Below are 17,408 nucleotides of genomic sequence, written 5' to 3' on the forward strand. Positions count from 1 at the left end.
ACGTGGCCAGGGTATCCGGCCGGTGGCGTGCACAGGTGAAGCATTTCGTATCCTGAGCACTCGGCCGCACGGGGGGAGCGACTGCGTGACGGGGACGGGTGCGCGGGTACGACGGTTCGGACGGGCCCTGGGGGCGCCGCCGCGAGCCCTGCGAACGCGCTGGCGGCGGTGGTCGCGGTGGCGCCGGACCCTTGCGGTGACGCTGGTCGCGGTCGCCGTCGCGGTGCTGCCGGCCGGCTCGGCGGCGCTCGCGCTGCGCCTGCAGTACGCCGGGGACCCCTCCCCCGAGGCCCGCACCCGGGGCAAGGACGTCGTCTGGCTTGGTCACGCCTGGGTGGACGGCCGGAAGGGTGACGCCGACGTCGCCGACCTCGCCCGCCGGCTCGCCGGGACGGGCGTGCGCGACCTCTACGTCCACACCGGGCCGCTGGAGCACGACGGCTCGCTGCCGCCGGACGTCCACCCCCGTGCCCGGTGGTTCACCGAGGCCGCCCACCGGGCGCTGCCCGGCATCCGGGTCCAGAGCTGGCTGGGCGACGAGGTCCAACCCGAGAAGGACGCCCTGAACCTGGAGGACGCGCCGACCCGGGACCGGGTCACCGCCTCCGCCCGCCAGGTGCTGGACCTCGGCTTCGACGGGGTGCACTTCGACATGGAACCGATCCGCCCCGGCTCCGCGGGCTGGCTCGCGCTGCTGGACCAGGTCCGCCCGGTCACCGCCGGCCGCGGCGCCCGGCTGTCGGTGGCCGTCCCGCAGATCGACCCGCTGCCCTTCCAGCACGACGTCGCCATCGCGCTGACCGGTCACGGCAAGTGGTGGGACCAGGCCTACTTCACCGAGACCGCCCGCCGGGTCGACCAGATCGCGGTGATGACCTACGACTCCAGCATGCCGACCGAGTCCCTCTACGGGGGCTACAACGCCTACCAGACCGAGCTGGCCCTGGAGGCCACCCCGGAGGACGTGGACCTGCTGATGGGCCTGCCGTTCTACTGGGAGGACAAGTGGGGCCACTGGGGTCACGCCGAGACGGTGCCCGCCGGAATCCGCGGCATCCGGCTCGGGCTCGGCCGGTACGACCTCGACCGGAAGAACTTCGGCGTCGGGCTGTACGTCGACTTCGCCGCCACCGAGCAGAACTGGACCGACTACCGGCGCGACTGGGTGCGCTGAGCCCCCGCCGGCGCCGCGGTGGGGACCGGCCGGGTCCGCCCGGCCGCGACGGGGCCCCGACCGGCTACGCCATCCGGTGCGCGAGGGCGGCCAGGTAGCGCCGGACGCCGGCGCTCTCCCCCAGGCCGTAGTGCGAGACGGCCCGGTAGAACGGCTGGTACACCTCGCCGCGCTCGGTGACCGTCAGACTGCAGCCCTGGCCGGCCGGCGTCAGCACGAGCGTCCAGGTGCCGCCCCAGGGGAGGTCCGGGTCGGCCACCCCGGTGACCAGGCGGTGCGGGGGCCTCGCTCGCCACCACCTCGAAGGTGGCGTGGCCGTGCCGGCCGTACTCGCGCCAGCGGGGCCGGCCGCCGGCGCCCGCCGGCAGCCGCTCGACATGGGACAGGCCCGGGCGCCACACCGGGTACAGGTCGATGTCGGTCAACACGTCCCAGACCGCGCCCGGTGGCTGGGACAGCTCCAGACCACCCTCGGTCACATGCTCCACCGGCAGGCGCCGGCCCGCCGCCACGGCCGCCAGCACCACCGCCACGGCCCCGGCGGCCACCGCCGCGCCGACGCCGATCCACCACCGTCCATCCATCCGCCCGGCTCCTCACGCCCGCCGTCCGGCCCCTCCCCCATCATCGCGCCACCCCGGCACGCGGGCACCGGCGCGACTGTGCGTCACCACTCCGATACGATCCGTGCCCGATGGGCCGAGGCGGACCGCGCCCGGCCGCCGGACCTCCGGAGAACCGCCGTGCAGCGCCACCCCTTCCTGGCCGCCCTGGCCGCCGTACCCCTCCTGTTCTGCGCCGCCCCCGCCGGCGCCGCGCCCGCCGACACCCCGCCCCGCTACGCCGCCCTGGGCGACTCCTACGCCGCCGGGGTCGCGGCCGGCGCCTACGACCCGGCCTCCGGTGACTGCCACCGCAGCGCCAACGCCTACCCGGCGCTCTGGGCCGCCGACCACGGCGCCACCGGCTTCCTCGCCGCCGCGTGCGGCGGGGCGACCACCGAGGACGTGCGGAGCGCGCAGCTGCCGCGGGTCGGCACGGACACCACCGTCCTCACCCTCACCGTCGGCGGCAACGACCTCGGCTTCGCCGGGGCCGCCGTCGACTGCCTCCAGCCGCTGACCACCGAGGCCCGCTGCGCCGCGAGCCTGGACGAGTCCGCCCGCCGGCTGCGCGAGGAGCTGCCCGGCCGGCTCTCCGGCCTCTACGACGACGTGCGGGCCGCCGCCCCGGCCGCCCGGGTGGTGGTCACCGGCTACCCGCACCTGCTGCGCACCGGCACCACCTGTCTGATCGGCACCGACGCGCGCCGGCTGCGGTTCAACGCGCTCACCGACGAGCTGGACGAGCTGATCCGCGACCGGGCCGACGCGCACGGGTTCGCGTTCGCCGACGTCCGGACGGCGTTCGACGGCCACGGGGTCTGTGCCGGCGGGGGACAGGAGTGGATCACCGGCATCGTGCTCCCCCGTCTCTGGGAGTCCTTCCACCCCACGCCCGACGGGCAGTCCCTCGGCTACCTGCCGGCCGTCACCGCCGCGACCGGGCCGCGCTGAGCCGCCCCGGGGCGCGGCGGCGCCCCGGGGACACCCCGTAGCCGTCCCGGAACCCCGCGGGCCTGCCCGGGGCGCCGCTCCGGGCGGGCCCGGTCGCCGCCGCGGGGATAACCGGTGGATCCCGGCGCCCCGCTCCCCCAGACTGTCCCGGTGCCCCGCCGAGAGGCGCATCAAAGCCCGTAGGCTGGGCAGGTAGGGACCATGGAGCGAGGCGTTCCATGGGTGACGAGAGGTTCGACAGTCGGCAGCCGGCCCGTCGGCGCCTCGGCAGGCCAGCCGGGGCGTGGTCCGTCCGTCCGCCGACCGGAGGGAGACGCTGGGTGATCGAATTGGAAGATGTTCCCGAGTTGATCGACCCGGTGATGGTCTGCGCCTTCGAGGGCTGGAACGACGCCGGAGACGCCGCCTCCGCGGCCGTGGCGCATCTGGACGAGACCTGGGGCGGCAAGGTGTTCGCCGCCCTGGACGCCGAGGACTACTACGACTTCCAGGTCAACCGGCCCACGGTCTGGCTGGACGGCGGCATCCGCCGGATCACCTGGCCGACGACCCGACTCTCGGTGGTCCGGGTGACCGAGCCCACCACCCGGGACATCGTCCTGGTGCGCGGCATCGAGCCCAGCATGCGCTGGCGCTCGTTCTGCAACGAGCTGCTCGGCTTCGCGCACGAGCTGGGCATCGAGCTGGTGGTCATCCTGGGCGCGCTGCTCGGGGACACCCCGCACAGCCGCCCGGTCCCGGTCAGCGGGGTCACCTCCGACCCGGACCTGGCCCAGCGGCTGGACTTGGAGGAGAGCCGCTACGAGGGCCCGACCGGGATCGTCGGGGTGCTCCAGGAGGCCTGCACGCACGCCGGCGTCCCGGCCGTGACGCTCTGGGCGGCGGTGCCGCACTACGTCGCGCAGCCGCCGAACCCGAAGGCCACGCTGGCGCTGATCAACAAGCTGGAGGACCTGCTGGACCTGCGCATCCCGCCGGGCGAGCTCGGCGAGGACGCCCGGGCCTGGCAGCTCGGCGTGGACCAGCTGGCGGCCGAGGACACCGAGGTGGCCGAGTACGTCCAGCAGCTGGAGGAGGCGCAGGACACCGCCGAGCTGCCGGAGGCCTCGGGCGACGCGATCGCCCGGGAGTTCGAGCGCTACCTGCGCCGCCGGGAGAACGTCGGACCGGGCGGTGAGAAGCCGGTCGCCGGGCATGCCACGGCGGAGCGGCCGAGCGAGCCCGAGCCGCCCACCGCGCGGGAGAGCCAGGACGGCGGCGAGGAGGACTGACCCTCCCCGCGCCAGAATGTGGCGAAGGGGCGCCGGGACCAGTGGTCCCGGTGCCCCTTCGACGTGTGCGGCCCGTCCTACAGCGCGACGCCCAGCAGGGCGTCCACCGTGCGGGAGACCAGACCGGGCGCGCCCATCTCCGTGCCGCCCCCGGCCTCCTGGGCGGCCGCCCAGCGGTCGACCGCGGCCAGCGCCGCGGGCGCGTCCAGGTCGTGCGCGAGCGCCTCCCGGACCTCGGCGAGCAGGGCCTCGGCCGGCGGGCCGTCCGGGCGGGAGACCGCGGCGCGCCAGCGGGCGAGGCGCTCGACGGCCTCGTCCAGGGTGGCCTTGGTCCACTCCCAGTCCTCGCGGTAGTGGTGCGAGAGCAGGGCGAGGCGGATCGCCGCCGGGTCGACGCCGTCGCGGCGCAGCGCCGAGACGAAGACCAGGTTGCCGCGGGACTTGGACATCTTGTGGCCGTCCAGGCCGACCATGCCCGCGTGGACGTACGCCTGGGCGTACGGGTGGCTCCCGGTGGCGACCTGGGCGTGTGCGGCGCCCATCTCGTGGTGCGGGAAGGAGAGGTCGCTGCCGCCGCCCTGGATGTCGAAGGACATCCCGAGGAACTGCAGGGCGATGGCGACGCACTCGATGTGCCAGCCGGGGCGGCCGTGGCCGAGCTCGGTGTCCCAGGCGGGCTCGCCCGGGCGGGCGGCGAGCCAGAGCAGGGCGTCCAGCGGGTGGCGCTTGCCGGGACGGTCCGGGTCGCCGCCGCGCTCGGCGAAGACCGGGCGCATCGCCTCCCGGGTCAGGCCGGACACCTCGCCGAAGTGCGGCTCCGACTCGACCGAGAAGTAGATGTCGTCGTCCACCTTGTAGGCGGCACCGCTGGCCAGCAGCTTCTGGACCAGCGGGACGATCCACGGGATCGACTCGACGGCGCCGATGTAGTGGGCCGGCGGGATCAGCCGCAGGGCGGTCATGTCCTCGCGGAAGAGCGCGGTCTCGCGCTCGGCGAGGGCCACCCAGTCCTGGCCGGTCTCGACCGCCCGCGCCAGCAGCGGATCGTCCACGTCGGTGACGTTCTGCACGTACAGGACGTCGTGGCCGGCGTCCCGCCACACGCGCTGCACCAGGTCGAAGGCGTTGTACGTGGCGGCGTGGCCCATGTGGGTCGCGTCGTAGGGCGTGATGCCGCAGACGTAGATCCGGGCGGTGCCGTCCTGCGGGACGACCTCCCGGATACAGCCCGCGGCGGTGTCGTGGATACGAAGGGGGAGCCCCTGACCAGGCAGGGCGGGAACCTCGGAGGCGGGCCAGGCATGCATGGGAATGACTTTAACCGCGCGAACATTTGAAAGCCTAACCAGTGCGCAAGATCGACTGGATTCGCTTCCCATCGTTGCCCGAGCGCTTCCGGACTGATAGTGACCGGCGCTTGACGTGCTCCGCCCGCCGTACCGTCCACTCCGGCCGCTCGTACCGCTCCGTCCGTGGGCAGGCGGGATGAGCGCCCGGCCGGCCCTGCCGCCGACCGGGCGCCCGACCCCCTGGGGGACGCGGCTGGAGCCGCTACAGCCGCTGCCAGAGGGCCGGCACGTTCGGCGGCTCCCAGCCGGTGATGGCGGTGTGCCCCTGGAGGCAGCGGTAGGAGGCGCCGGCGTAGGTGACGCGGTCGCCCGCGTTGTAGAGCGTCCCGGCGGCCCAGGTGCCGCCGGGCGGGATGGTCGGGGACGTGGTGGGCGAGCCGGTGGGCGTGGTGGGGTTCGGACTGGTCGGCGGCGTGGTGGGGGTCTGCGGCACGTTCAGGACGAAGTCGTAGGTGCCCTCCTTCGCCGAGCCGACCTGGCGGACGTTCATCAGCAGCCGCGCGTCGTAGATGGTGTCGGTGCTGTTGCGCGGCTCGCCGGGGAAGTACAGCTGGGTGGTGAGCACCGGTCGGCCGGGCGCCTGGAGCTTGACGTGGATGTGCCGGGTGCGGCCCGGATACAGGCCCGGCACGATGGTGGTGAGGCTGAACGCGCCCTGGGCGTTGGTGAACTGGTGGCCGCGGAAGGCGAAGCCGGTGTTGTCGTAGGCGCCGTTGACGTCGGCCTGCCAGAAGTCGAGCAGCACGCCGGAGACCGGCAGGCAGGCCCGGCCGAAGACGTAGCCGCTCACGGTGAGCCGGGTGCCGGGGGTGCTGTCGGTGATCAGCGAGGTCCGCAGCGGGGAGTTCGGCTTGAAGTAGGGACCCTCGGTCTGCTCGATCGTCGGTTCGTCACCGTCGTGGCAGGCGGGGGTGAGGCCGGGCGCCTCGCCGGTGCCGGCCCGGTCGCGGGCCAGGGCGACGCCGCCGCCGATCAGCAGCGGGGCGGTGCCGAGGACCGCGGCCGCCTTGAGGACGGTCTTGCGGCTGATCCGGCGGTCGATCAGGCCCTCCGGCCCGGTGGGCTCTTCGGACGCGGGCATGCGCCGACTCCTTCGGTGGTGGGTGTGGGGGATGTGGGGGACGGCCCTTGTCATGGTGGGGGCATGACAAGGACCGGGCCGACGGCCCACCCGTTCGCACGGGTCGGCCACCGGTGGCCAGCAGTCAACCTACGGGGCCCCCGGAGTCGCCGCGATGGACATGATCCGGGGATCGTGGTGATTTCCTCCGACCCGGGCCCGGAACTCCCCCGGCGTCATCCCGGTCTCCCGCCGGAAGAAGCGGCAGAAGTAGGCCGGATCGACGAACCCGGCCTCCCGGGCTACATGACGGATCGTCAATTCCGTTGAGGCCAAAAGCCGTTTGGCCTCCAAGGTCTGCTGCTGGCGGATCAGCCGGCCGGGTGTGCGGCCGGTGGCCTGCTTCACCAGCGTCTGCAGATGGCCGGGCGAGACGCCCAGCTCCTGGGCGCAGGAGGCCACCGAGTGGTGCAGACCGCCCGGGTCCGCGATCAACCGGGCGAAGGCGGCGGCCAGTTCGCTCCCCCGACCGGGCGGCGCGCCGCCCGTACCGGGGGCGCAGGCCCGCAACGCGCGGACGATCAGGATGTGCAGGCTGGCCCGCAGCACACCCGGGAAGCCGGCCGGCCGGGACCGGTACTCCTGCTCCATGTCGGCCAGCAACGCGGCGATCGGCCCGGCGTGTTCACCCAGCGCCAGGGCGGGCCGCGCGGACAGGCCGCGGAGCGCGGCGAGGTCGTCGGGGTAGGAGAGCAGGAAGTCCTCGTTGAAGAGCACCACCTGCCCGGTCAATTCGTCCGCGTCGGCCCAGTAGTGCACCTGGCCGGGCGCGATCACACACAACTGCGGCGGCTGCAGCGTCCGGTGGACCAGGTCCAGGACGTGGGCGCCGCGACCGCCGGTGACGTAGACGATCTCGAAGAAGGAGTGCCGGTGGGGGAAGCCCGCGCGGGAGAGCGGGCCGATGGCGTCGAAGCTGCCGATCGCGAACGGGAGCAGATGCGGCAGCGGAACCTGTAAGCGATGCAGCGGCAGGTCCAGGTGGGGGGTGGTCCGTCGCTCGTCCATCGGAGCAGTCTGCGGCCGAACCGCCGCACCGGTCCAGACCATTGCAGGCCTGGACGGTTCGGCGCGCGGGCGCGGGGCGGCGCGGGCGGGCGCGCGGGCGCGGGTGTCGTGGTGGGCGGGCCGCCCGGCGCGACCCTCAGATGGGCGGCCAGGGGATGGACGGCCAGTCCTGCGACGGCAGCGGGTGGCGGCCGGTACGGAGCAGCTCGGTCACCCTGTCCCGGGTGGCGGTCAGCTCGGTGGCGGTCAGATGCGGGGCGATCCGCTCGCCGAGCGGGCCGTCCAGCTGCTCGGCGAGACCGCCCAGCACCTCCAGCGCCTCCGCCGGCAACGGCTGACCGGCCCAGCCCCAGAGCAGGGTGCGCAGCTTGCCCTCGGTGTTGAAGGTGACCCCGTGGTCGATGCCGTAGATCCGGCCGTCGGCGGCGGCGATCAGGTGCCCGCCCTTGCGGTCGGCGTTGTTGAGCACCGCGTCCACCACGGCGAGCCGGCGCAGCCGCACGTCGTCGGGGTGGACCAGCAGCGCCGTCCGCCCGTCGCCGACCTCGGCGCGCACGATCGGCAGCCAGCCGTCCTCGGGCCCGCGCGGGTCCTGGAGGGCGAGCAGCGGATCGGCCTCCCGGTCCGGCTCCACCCAGAGCTGCACCATGCCGGGTCCGTGCGGGCCGTCCCGCAGCACGGTGGGCGGGATCGGCGCCCAGCCGGTGGCGGCGGCGAGCTCGTACGCGGCGACCTCACGGCCGGCCAGCGTGCCGTCCGGGAAGTCCCAGAGCGGGCACTCACCGGCCACCGGCTTGTAGACGGCCTGCGCGGTCAGCCCCTGCGGCCCGTCCAGCGTGACGCTGCAGTAGAGCGCGGCGTTGGAGGCGTCGGTCAGCCGGCCGTGGACGGTCAGCCCGCCCTCGCGCAGCAGGCGCAGCGCGGTCGGCACATCGGCGGCCAGGGCGGCACCGGCCACCGGGTCCGCCTGCGGAGCGGTCCCGGTGTTCAGCGCCGGTACCCGTTCGCGCGCGGGCACAGGTGGCCCTCCGGGTCGAGCGGCAGGTTGCAGAACGGGCAGGGCTTGCGACCGGCCGCGACGAGGTCCAGCGCCCGCTTGGCGAACACCCGGGCCATCGCGCCGGAGAGCCGCACCCGCAGCATGTCCGGGCCGTTCTCGTCGTCCTCGAAGACGGTCTCGGCGGCGTCCTCGCCCTCTTCCTCCTCGATCACCGCCTGCGCCTCGACGACCAGGCAGCTGTCGACGCTGTCCCAGGCCAGGGCCATGGTGCCGACCCGGAACTCCTGCTCCAGCGGCAGGTCCAGCGGCGCGGTGTCGAGCAGGTCCACCGGGGCTGCGGCGGGGATCGCGGAGTCGCCGCCGCTGCGCCGCAGGGCCTCGTCGAGGACCTCCTCGATCCGCTCGGCGAGCGCGGCGACCTGGGTCTTCTCCAGCAGCACGCTGGTGATCCGCCCACGGGCGCTGGCCTGCAGGTAGAACGCCCGGGCGCCGGGCTGGCCGACGGTGCCGGCGACGAACCGTTCGGGCTGGTCGTAGAAGTGGACCTGACGGGGCACGCTCTCGCTCCGGATCGTTTCGATCGTCGTATGTCGGGTGTGTCGTGGGTGTCGGTCGTGCGTGTGGCGGGGTCGTGCGGCCGGCGGAGGTGCGTCGCGTCCCTGTCCTACGGGTACGGGCGCTCGGACCGCCGGACCGTCCGGGCGCGCCGGCCGTCCGGGCACCGGTGGCCGGGGCCCGGCAGGCTCGCTAGTCACCCTACGACCTCCGGGCCCGGCCCGGGGAGCCGAGCCGGTGACGAGGGGGCCGGTGACCCGGCGGCCCGGCCTGCGGCGGGGTGCGGCCGTCCCTGGCGGTCGGGGCCCGCCCGACCCGCCCCGCGCGGCCGCCACCGGCGCGGCCGGGGCGTCGTCGGTGCGGTCGGACCGCCACCGGCGCGGTCGGTCAGGCCGTACCGCCGACCACCGCGTCCCCGGCCGGGGTCGCGTCCCCGCCCTGGCCGCCGTGGCCGCCGCTCGGCCTCGGCGCGAGCGAGGAGAGGTCGCCGGTGTCGCCCATTCTCAGCACGAAGGGCCGCTGCGGGGTGTAGCGGATCGCGGTGACCGAGCAGGGCTCGACGCTGATCCGCTGGAAGTGGTCGAGGTGCAGGCCGAGCGCGTCGGCCACCACCGCCTTGATCACGTCACCGTGCGAACACGCGACCCAGACCGCGTCCTCCCCGTGCTCGGCCGCGATCTTCGCGTTCCACTCGCGGACGGCGTTCACCGTGCGGTGGCTCAGCTCGCGCAGGGACTCACCGCCGGGGAAGGCGGCCGCCGCCGCGTGGTCCTGGACGGTGCGCCACAGCGGCTCCTTGGCCAGTTCGGCCAGCGGGCGGCCGGTCCACTCGCCGTAGTGGCACTCCCCGAGGCGCTCGTCCTCGGCGGGTGCCGCGAGTTCCGGACGGACGGCGAGCAGCGGCTCCACGGTCTGCCGGCAGCGCTCCAGCGGGCTGCTGACGACCTGCGCCAGCGGGACGCCGGCGAGCCGGCCGGCCAGCGCGGCGGCCTGCTCGCGCCCGGTGTCGTCGAGATCCACGCCGGGTGTCCAACCGGCCAGGATTCCGGCGGTGTTCGCGGTGGATCGGCCGTGGCGGACGAGCAGCAGGGTGGGCATGGGGCTCAGCGTAAGGCCTCCCGGCGGAGCCGTGGGCCCTCGCCGCCGCTTCCGGTGTCCTGCCCGCCGTCGCGCCCGTTCCCCCGGCCGTCGTCCCGGCTCCCGGTCGACGCCCGCGTGGTGCCGTTGTGCCGTCGGCCCGGTCACCGAGGGGCCACAATGGCCCGCATGATCGTCCATTGCGCCAGCTACCGCGACGGCCGCCGGATCGAGGGCCCCGAGGACCACACCGGCGCCCTCGCCGCCGCGCGGGCGGCCGGCAAGGGCAGCTTCGTCTGGATAGGCCTCTTCGAGCCGACCGTCGAGGAACTCGACCAGGTCAGCGCGGAGTTCTCACTGCACCCGCTGGCCGTCGAGGATGCCGTCAGCGCCCATCAGCGCCCGAAGGTGGAGGCCTACCAGGGCTCGCTGTTCGTCGCGCTCAAGACGCTCGGCTACCACCCCGGCGGGCACGCGGTGACCAGCGGCGAGGTGATGGTCTTCGTCGGCGAGGACTTCGTGATGACGGTCCGGCACGGCACCGACAGCCCGCTCGGCGGCCTCCGGGCGGACCTGGAACGGCAGCCGGAACTGCTGAGGTACGGGCCGAGTGCCGTCCTGCACTCGGTCTGCGACACGGTGGTGGACGGGTACGTCGACGTGGCCGTCGGGCTCCAGGCCGACCTCGACGAACTGGAGGCCGACGTGTTCGCCCCCACCCGGGTCGGCCGCGACACCGCCGGCCGGATCTACGGCTACAAGCGCCAGCTGGTGACCGTCCGCCGGGCCACCGGCCCGCTGCTGGACCCGATGCTGCGGCTGGAGCGCGGCGGCGTGCCGTTCGTCCGCCCCGAGGCGCTGCCCTACCTGCGGGACGTCGCCGACCACCTCGCCAAGGCCAACGACCAGGTCGACGGCATGGACCGGCTGCTCTCCGACATCCTGAGCGCCAACCTGGCGCAGGTCAGCGTGCAGCAGAACAACGACATGCGGAAGATCTCGGCGTGGGCGGCGCTGGCCGCCGTGCCCACCATGATCGCGGGCGTGTACGGCATGAACTTCGAGGACATGCCCGAACTGCGCCAGCCCTGGGGCTACCCGGCGGCGCTGACCCTCATGGTGGCGGTCTGCGTGGTGCTGCACCGGGTGTTCAAGCGGCACGACTGGCTGTAGACCCGGGCCGGCCGGGTGCGGGCCCGGCCGGCCCGCACCCCGGCGCCGGCCGGACGGCCCGCGATCCTCCCCGGGTCACGCCAGACCGGCACGCTCCAGCGCCTCGACACCGGTGCGCAGCGCGCGGATCCGCTCCTCCAGGGTGAATCCGGCCGGGGCCAGGGTGAGCGTGGTGACGCCCGCGTCGGCGTAGGCCTGCATCCGGTCCGCGATCCGGGCGGTGTCGCCGACCAGCGAGGTGGCGTCGATCAGGTCGTGCGGCACCGCCGCCGCGGCACCCTCGTAGTCCCTGGCCAGGTACTTCTCCTGGATCTCGTCGGCCGCCTGCTCGTAGCCCATCCGCCGGGCGAGCTGGTTGTAGAAGTTCTTCTCCCTGCTGCCCATGCCGCCGATGTAGAGCGCGGCGTAGGAGCGCTGGGAGTCGACCCCGGCCTTGATGTCGTCGCCGACCGCGATGGTGACGGTCGGGCAGAGGTCGAAGCCCTCCGCCAGGGTCTGCCCGGCCTTGGCCCGGCCGGCCCGCAGCGGGTCGAGGGAGAGCGCGGCGTGCTCGGGCGAGAAGAAGATGCCGAGCCAGCCGTCGGCGATCTCGCCGGTCTGCTCCAGGTTCTTCGGCCCGATCGCGGCGATGTACAGCGGGATGTGCTCGCGCACCGGGTGCACGGTGAGCTTGATCGGCTTGCCCGGACCGCCGGGCAGCGGCAGCGTCCAGTTCACCCCTTCGTGGACCAGCCGCTCACGGGACATCGCCTTGCGGATGATCTCCACGTACTCGCGGGTGCGGGCCAGCGGCTTGTCGAACTTCACGCCGTACCAGCCCTCGGAGACCTGCGGGCCGGAGACACCGAGACCGAGCCGGAAGCGCCCGCCCGAGAGGGTGTCCAGGGTGGCCGCCGTCATCGCGGTCATCGCCGGGGTGCGGGCCGGGATCTGGAAGATGGCCGAGCCGACGTCGATCCGCTCGGTCTTGGCGGCGACGTAGGACAGCACGGTGGCCGCGTCCGAGCCGTAGGCCTCGGCGGCCCAGCAGACCGAGTAGCCGAGCCGGTCCGCCTCCTGGGCGACGGCGGTGTTGTCGGCGTCCATGCCGAGTCCCCAGTAGCCGAGGTTGATACCGAGTCGCATCTGCCCTGCCTTCCAGTCGGTTTGTCCGTGAGGGTAACCGCACGTCCGGCGGCCATGCTACTGGCCGGTAGCTGTGAGCCGGGTCACATCCGGACCGGCCGGTCGGGTGGTGATCGTTCTGCGGGTCTGCACTCCTGCCCGGGCACCGGCCGCTACGCTCAGCCGACGTGGGGACGCCTCTCCCCACCTGCGCGTTTGCCGGGCCCGCCGAGACCGCCGGGTTCCGGCGTACCGCCGACGCGGGCGGCGCGGGCCACACGGGCGGGGTGAACGGCCCGGGTCGCGCGGTCGGTGTCGGCGGTGTCGGCGGTGTCGGCGGTGTCGGCGGTGTCGGCGGTGTCGGCGGTATCAGTCGGTGTCGGCGGAGGTACGAGCGGTTTCCGTGGTGCCCGCACGTCCGCGTGCCGGCGGTGCCAGCGGTGTTGTCGGTGTCAGCGGTGTTGTCGGCCAGTGGAGGGCCCGTCCGATGGAAAAACGTCACCTCGGCCGTACCGGGCTGCAGGTCTCCCGGCTCGGTCTCGGAACCATGACCTGGGGCCGCGACACCGACGAGCACGAGGCCGCCGAGCAGCTCAAGGCGTTCGTCGACGCGGGCGGCAACCTCGTCGACACCGCCGATGTCTACGGCGACGGCGGCGCCGAGTACCTGCTCTCCCGGCTGACCGACAACCTGATCCCCCGCGCCGACCTGGTCATCGCCACCAAGGCGGGCAGCGTCCCCGACTCCGCCCGCCGCTTCGACGGCTCGCGCGGCCACCTGCTCGCCGCCCTCGACGCCTCGCTGCGCCGGCTCGGCACCGACCACGTCGACCTCTGGCAGGTGCACGCCTTCGACCCGGCGACCCCGGTCGAGGAGACCCTCAACGCCCTGGACATCGCCGTCGCCTCCGGCCGCGCCCGCTACGTCGGGGTCTGCGACTACAGCGGCTGGCAGCTCGCCCGGGCCGCCACCTGGCAGCGCGCCCACCACGGCCGGGTACCGCTGGCCGGCGCGCAGCTGGAGTACTCGCTGCTCCAACGCGGCCTCGAACGGGAGGTGCTGCCCGCCGCCGAGGAGGCGGGTGTCGGGCTGCTCGCCTCCTCGCCGCTCGGCCGCGGCGTGCTCACCGGCAAGTACCGGCACGGTGTCCCGCAGGATTCGCGCGGCGCGTCGCCGTACCTGTCCGGCTTCGTCCAGCCGTACCTCGGGGAACGCTCGCGGCGGATCGTGGACGCGGTCGCCACCGCCGCCGACGGGCTGGCCAGCAGCCCGCTCGCGGTGGCACTGGCCTGGGTGCGGGACCGGCCGGGCGTGGCGAGCGCGCTGGTCGGGGCGCGGACGGTGGCACAGCTGCAGTCGGCACTGTCAGTGGAGGCGCTTACGCTTCCGGGTGAGATCCGCGGTGCGCTCGACGACATCTCGTCGCCGGTCCATCGCTATCCGGACCAGGGGTGGAGCGAGCTCTAGGGCTCGCCCCGCCGCCCGGTGAAGCCGGATCTCGACGACCGATGACGATGACCGAACGCTGATGGTGGACGGGTGACGGCTGATGACGGATGACGACATGACCGATCCGGCCTGACCCGTCCGGCCCCGACCATGCCGACCGCTCGTGCCCGCGGTGGCGGCCACGCCCGGCCGCCGCACCGGCACGGCGCGGACGGCGCCCCAGCAGTGGAGTGACCTTTCTTGGAGCGAACGATGAGTGACACGGAGAACGGCGCTCCGGAGGAGACCTCGGCGACCCCGGGTACGGACGGCCCCGACAAGGCGGCCACCGTCGCGGCGCTGGCGGAGGCGATCCGGGTCGTCGGGCAGCAGTCGAGCCGCCCGGCAGCCGCTCCGGCCGCCGGGAGCACCCCGCGCGTCCCGGCCGATCCGCAGGCCCCGGCCGGCGAGGCCGGTACGGCGGGTGCGCCCGGTCCGGCCGAGGCGCCCGCCGCCACCCGCCCCGCCCCGCTCCGGGCCGAGACGGACGAGCAGCGCGCGCAGGCCCTGCGGAGCACCGCCGAGGTGCTGGCCGCGGGCGGCGCGCCCACCGACCTCGCGCCCGCCGCCGTGGCCGCGTTCGGCGACGGCGCCGCCGAGGAACTGCGGGCCGACCCGTGGGCCGTGCTGACCCTGCCCGGTGTCCGCCCCGAGCACGCGGACGGGTTCGCCCGCGGCCTGCTCGGCCCCGCCGCCGGCCCGGCCGACCCGCGCCGGGCCCAGGCACTGGTGCCGTGGCTGCTGGAGCAGGCCGCCCTGCGCGGCCACTCCGCCGTGGAGATCGGCGAGGTGACGGCCGGGCTCGACCGCCTCGGCCTGCCGGACCCGGCCGCCGCGCTGCAGTCGGCCGTGGTCGACGGCCGGGCGATGCCCTTCCAGGAGGAGCTGACCGGCGCCGAGGCGCACAGCGCGGGCGGCGACGAGGACGACGAGCCGCCGACCCGCACCGTGCTCGCGCTGGAGCGACTGGCGCTGGCGGAGGAGAGCCTGGCCGACGGACTGGTCCGCCTGATGTCCACCTTCGTGCCCGGGGTGGACGGGGTGGACGTGGACGGCGGCGAGGACGAGCCCGAGGGCGACGACGACGGCGCCCTCGCAACCGAGGACCGGCCCGCCGAGGACGCGGGCGCGGAATCCGCCGCCGGCCCGGATGCCATGGACGCGCCCGCCGCCCCCGGCCCGGCCGCCTGGGAGGCGGCCGCCGTCGCGGCACCGTCCTCCTCGGCGACCGCTCTGATCCGGGCCGCCGCGGAGAGCGCCCTGGTCACCCACACCGGTGGCGAGGCCGCCCGTGCCGAGCCGGTCGCCCTGGTCCGTGCCGCCGCCGGCCTCGGCCTGCGCGCCTGGGCCGCCACCTGGACCGAGCAGGGCCGGGACAGCCTCACCGCGATCGCCGACGGCCCGGTGTCCGGCGTCACCCTGGCCGAGCTGCTGTCCGGAACGGCCGGCCCCGGCCGCTCCTCCGACGGCACCCTCGCCCTCGACGTCCTCGTCGTGCTGGACGCCCCGCTGCTGGACGTCGAGCTGGCCGCCACCCTGCTGGAGTCGCTCGCCGACGGCACCCGGCTGGTCCTGAGCGGCGACCCGGGCCAGCTCTGGTCGGCCGGCCCGGGCCGCTTCTTCGCCGACCTGCTGACCGCCAAGGTCTGCCCCGCCGTGGCCTCCCGCACCCCGGACTTCGGCCCGATCGGCGAACTGGTCTCCGGCATCGGCATCGGCGAACTCCAGCCGGTGGAGGCGCCGGACAAGGAGGTGGTCATCCTGGCCGCCAAGGACGGCGGCGAGGCCGTCCACCGCGCCATCCAGTTGCTCACCGACTCCATCCCGCGCGCGCTCGGCATCCCCGCCGAGCAGGTGGTGCTGCTGACGCCCGGCCACGGTGGCGGCGCCGGCACCCGGGCGCTGAACGCCGCCGCGAAGGCCCGTCTCAACCCCGGTCCGGGCCGCTTCGGCGGCTTCGACCCGGGCGACCGGGTGGTGGACTCCCCCGCCCCCGGCGTGGTCCGCCCCGCCCGGGTGCTCGACGGTGACGCCACCGGCCTGCACCTGGAGTACCCGGACGGCTCGCGCCGCAGCGTCCCGCCGGCCGAGGCCGGCCGGCTGCGGCACGGCTGGGCCCTGACCGTCCACCAGGCGGTCGGCCGCCGCTGGCCGGGCGCGGTCGTCGTCCTCCCCGAGGACGCGGGCGCGGCCCTCACCCGCCAGTGGGTCTACACCGCGTTCGGCCGCGGCGAGCGGCACCTGTCCGTGGTGCACGCGGCCGGCCCGGCCCTCGCCCAGGCCGTCGCCGAGCGCCCGGCCCCGCCCCGCACCACCCGGCTGCGGGCGATCCTCGCCGAGAACGCCGCCCAGGCGTACTGAAGCCCGGGGCCGGTCACCGGCGGCGGTCCGGTCACCGGCGCGCGCCGGTGACCGGACCGCCACTGCGCGCCGTCCGTCCGGGCCGTCCGACACGTCCGGTCCGGGCCGGCGGCGGGCCGCGGGCGGACCGTGGTCGGGCGGACTTCGGGGGGCGTCCCACTCGCGCTCCCGGCCGCGCCGGGCACCTCGCGGGGGCCCGCCAGGCCGTGCCCATAGACACAGCTCATGGCTCCGGTAGAAATCAAGCCTTGGACGCATACTCCCAGCTCGGCGGAGGGTGGAGGCAGTTCCCCACCCGACCGAGGAGTACTGCCCATGGACCTTCAGCTGACTGACACGGTGGTCGTCGTCACCGGCGCCTCCGCCGGGATCGGCGCCGCCACCGTCCGACTGCTCGCCGCCGAGGGCGCCACGGTGGTCGGGGTGTCCCGGTCGCCCGAGGGGGTGGCGGCGCTCGGGGACCGGGTCGAGGCGCTCGCCGCCGATGTCACGGAGCCCGGCGCGGCCGACCGGGTCGTCGAGCGGGTGCTGGCCCGGTACGGACGGCTGGACGCGCTGGTCAACAACGTCGGCGGACTGGACGCCCGGACCGGCTTCCTGGAGGTCACCGACGAGCAGTGGCTGGCCACCTTCGACCTCAACTTCCACGCCGCGGTGCGGATGAGCCGTGCCGCGCTGCCCGCACTGCTGCGCGAGGGCGGCGCGCTGGTGCACGTCGCCAGTGAGGCGGCCCGGCTGCCGGACAGCCCGCTGGTGGACTACGCCGCCGCCAAGACCGCCCTGCTCTCGCTCTCCAAGTCGCTCGCCGCGGAGTTCGGCGCGCGCGGGGTCCGCTCCAACGTGGTGTCGCCGGGCCCCACCCCGACTCGGCTCTGGGACGCGCCCGGCGGCTTCGCCGAGCAGCTCGCCGACAGCTTCGGCCTGCCGGTGGAGGCGGCCGTCGAGCACTTCGTGCGGGAGGTCCGACGCCTGCCGAGCGCACGGCTCGGCCTGCCCGAGGACGTTGCCCGCGTGATCGCCTACCTGGCCTCGCCGCTCGCCCGCCAGGTCACGGGCGCCGAGTGGGCCGTCGACGGCGGCGCGCTCCGCCCGCGCGGCGGGGGGGGGGGGGGGGGGGGGCGGCGCGCGGGGGGGGGGGGGGGGGGGGGGGGCCGGGGGCGGGGGGGGGGCG

General features: G+C 75.2%; 15 protein-coding genes. 7 read left to right on the forward strand and 8 right to left on the reverse strand.

Going from position 1 to position 17,408, the window contains the following annotated elements; translation table 11 throughout:
- The first annotated feature begins 196 nt into the window (after positions 1-196).
- Positions 197-1,174, forward strand: coding sequence for a glycoside hydrolase family 18 protein (locus tag ACIQTO_RS14365; protein WP_402387635.1), 978 nt, complete (start codon positions 197-199; stop codon positions 1,172-1,174).
- Between the two features lie 64 nt (positions 1,175-1,238).
- Here the strand turns inward: ACIQTO_RS14365 and ACIQTO_RS14370 are convergent, their stop codons facing one another.
- Positions 1,239-1,433: a hypothetical protein gene (locus ACIQTO_RS14370; RefSeq protein WP_402387637.1), complete on the reverse strand. Its 195-nt coding sequence runs from the start codon at positions 1,431-1,433 to the stop codon at positions 1,239-1,241.
- A gap of 484 nt (positions 1,434-1,917) precedes the next feature.
- Between ACIQTO_RS14370 and ACIQTO_RS14375 the strand changes: the two genes are divergently transcribed.
- Positions 1,918-2,730, forward strand: a complete 813-nt coding sequence (locus tag ACIQTO_RS14375; RefSeq protein ID WP_402387640.1) for an SGNH/GDSL hydrolase family protein — start codon at positions 1,918-1,920, stop codon at positions 2,728-2,730.
- Between the two features lie 320 nt (positions 2,731-3,050).
- Complete coding sequence (locus ACIQTO_RS14380; protein ID WP_380578892.1) at positions 3,051-4,001, forward strand: PAC2 family protein; 951 nt, start codon at positions 3,051-3,053, stop codon at positions 3,999-4,001.
- Between the two features lie 77 nt (positions 4,002-4,078).
- Here ACIQTO_RS14380 and mshC read toward each other — a convergent pair whose 3' ends face one another.
- From mshC to ACIQTO_RS14410, 6 genes are all read right to left on the reverse strand, one after another.
- Positions 4,079-5,308: a cysteine--1-D-myo-inosityl 2-amino-2-deoxy-alpha-D-glucopyranoside ligase gene (mshC, locus tag ACIQTO_RS14385; RefSeq protein WP_402387644.1), complete on the reverse strand. Its 1,230-nt coding sequence runs from the start codon at positions 5,306-5,308 to the stop codon at positions 4,079-4,081.
- Between the two features lie 244 nt (positions 5,309-5,552).
- Positions 5,553-6,431, reverse strand: a complete 879-nt coding sequence (locus ACIQTO_RS14390; RefSeq protein ID WP_402387647.1) for a carbohydrate-binding protein — start codon at positions 6,429-6,431, stop codon at positions 5,553-5,555.
- A 129-nt stretch (positions 6,432-6,560) separates the two neighbouring features.
- Positions 6,561-7,478 (reverse strand): helix-turn-helix domain-containing protein, encoded by a 918-nt coding sequence (locus ACIQTO_RS14395; RefSeq protein WP_402387650.1) that lies wholly within the window; start codon positions 7,476-7,478, stop codon positions 6,561-6,563.
- A 136-nt stretch (positions 7,479-7,614) separates the two neighbouring features.
- Positions 7,615-8,496, reverse strand: coding sequence for an SCO1664 family protein (locus ACIQTO_RS14400; protein ID WP_402387653.1), 882 nt, complete (start codon positions 8,494-8,496; stop codon positions 7,615-7,617).
- The gene (locus ACIQTO_RS14405; protein ID WP_402387656.1) at positions 8,466-9,035 is read right to left on the reverse strand and encodes a DUF3090 domain-containing protein; all 570 of its coding nucleotides are present in this window, start codon (positions 9,033-9,035) and stop codon (positions 8,466-8,468) included. Before ACIQTO_RS14405 ends, ACIQTO_RS14400 begins: the two co-directional genes overlap by 31 nt.
- Before the next feature lie 385 nt (positions 9,036-9,420).
- Positions 9,421-10,131 carry a histidine phosphatase family protein gene (locus tag ACIQTO_RS14410; protein WP_402387659.1) on the reverse strand — a complete coding sequence of 237 codons (711 nt, stop codon included), beginning with the start codon at positions 10,129-10,131 and terminating at the stop codon, positions 9,421-9,423.
- A 159-nt stretch (positions 10,132-10,290) separates the two neighbouring features.
- Here ACIQTO_RS14410 and ACIQTO_RS14415 point away from each other — a divergent pair, with 159 nt between their 5' ends.
- Positions 10,291-11,283: a magnesium and cobalt transport protein CorA gene (locus ACIQTO_RS14415; RefSeq protein WP_402387661.1), complete on the forward strand. Its 993-nt coding sequence runs from the start codon at positions 10,291-10,293 to the stop codon at positions 11,281-11,283.
- A 75-nt stretch (positions 11,284-11,358) separates the two neighbouring features.
- On the opposite strand, the gene ACIQTO_RS14420 is transcribed toward ACIQTO_RS14415, so the two are convergent.
- Positions 11,359-12,408, reverse strand: coding sequence for an LLM class F420-dependent oxidoreductase (locus tag ACIQTO_RS14420; RefSeq protein ID WP_402387664.1), 1,050 nt, complete (start codon positions 12,406-12,408; stop codon positions 11,359-11,361).
- A gap of 466 nt (positions 12,409-12,874) precedes the next feature.
- On the opposite strand from ACIQTO_RS14420, the gene ACIQTO_RS14425 reads away from it, so the two are divergent.
- The 3 genes from ACIQTO_RS14425 to ACIQTO_RS14435 all read left to right on the forward strand — a co-directional run.
- Positions 12,875-13,855 carry an aldo/keto reductase gene (locus ACIQTO_RS14425; protein WP_402387667.1) on the forward strand — a complete coding sequence of 327 codons (981 nt, stop codon included), beginning with the start codon at positions 12,875-12,877 and terminating at the stop codon, positions 13,853-13,855.
- A 234-nt stretch (positions 13,856-14,089) separates the two neighbouring features.
- A complete protein-coding gene (locus ACIQTO_RS14430) occupies positions 14,090-16,237 on the forward strand; it encodes a helix-hairpin-helix domain-containing protein (RefSeq protein ID WP_402387670.1) in 2,148 nt (715 codons plus the stop codon).
- A 315-nt stretch (positions 16,238-16,552) separates the two neighbouring features.
- On the forward strand, positions 16,553-17,408 hold an 856-nt coding region (locus tag ACIQTO_RS14435), incomplete at its 3' end, for an SDR family NAD(P)-dependent oxidoreductase (protein WP_402387673.1).

It is taken from the genome of Kitasatospora sp. NPDC091207 (genome assembly GCF_044768625.1).
Lineage (GTDB): Bacteria > Actinomycetota > Actinomycetes > Streptomycetales > Streptomycetaceae > Kitasatospora.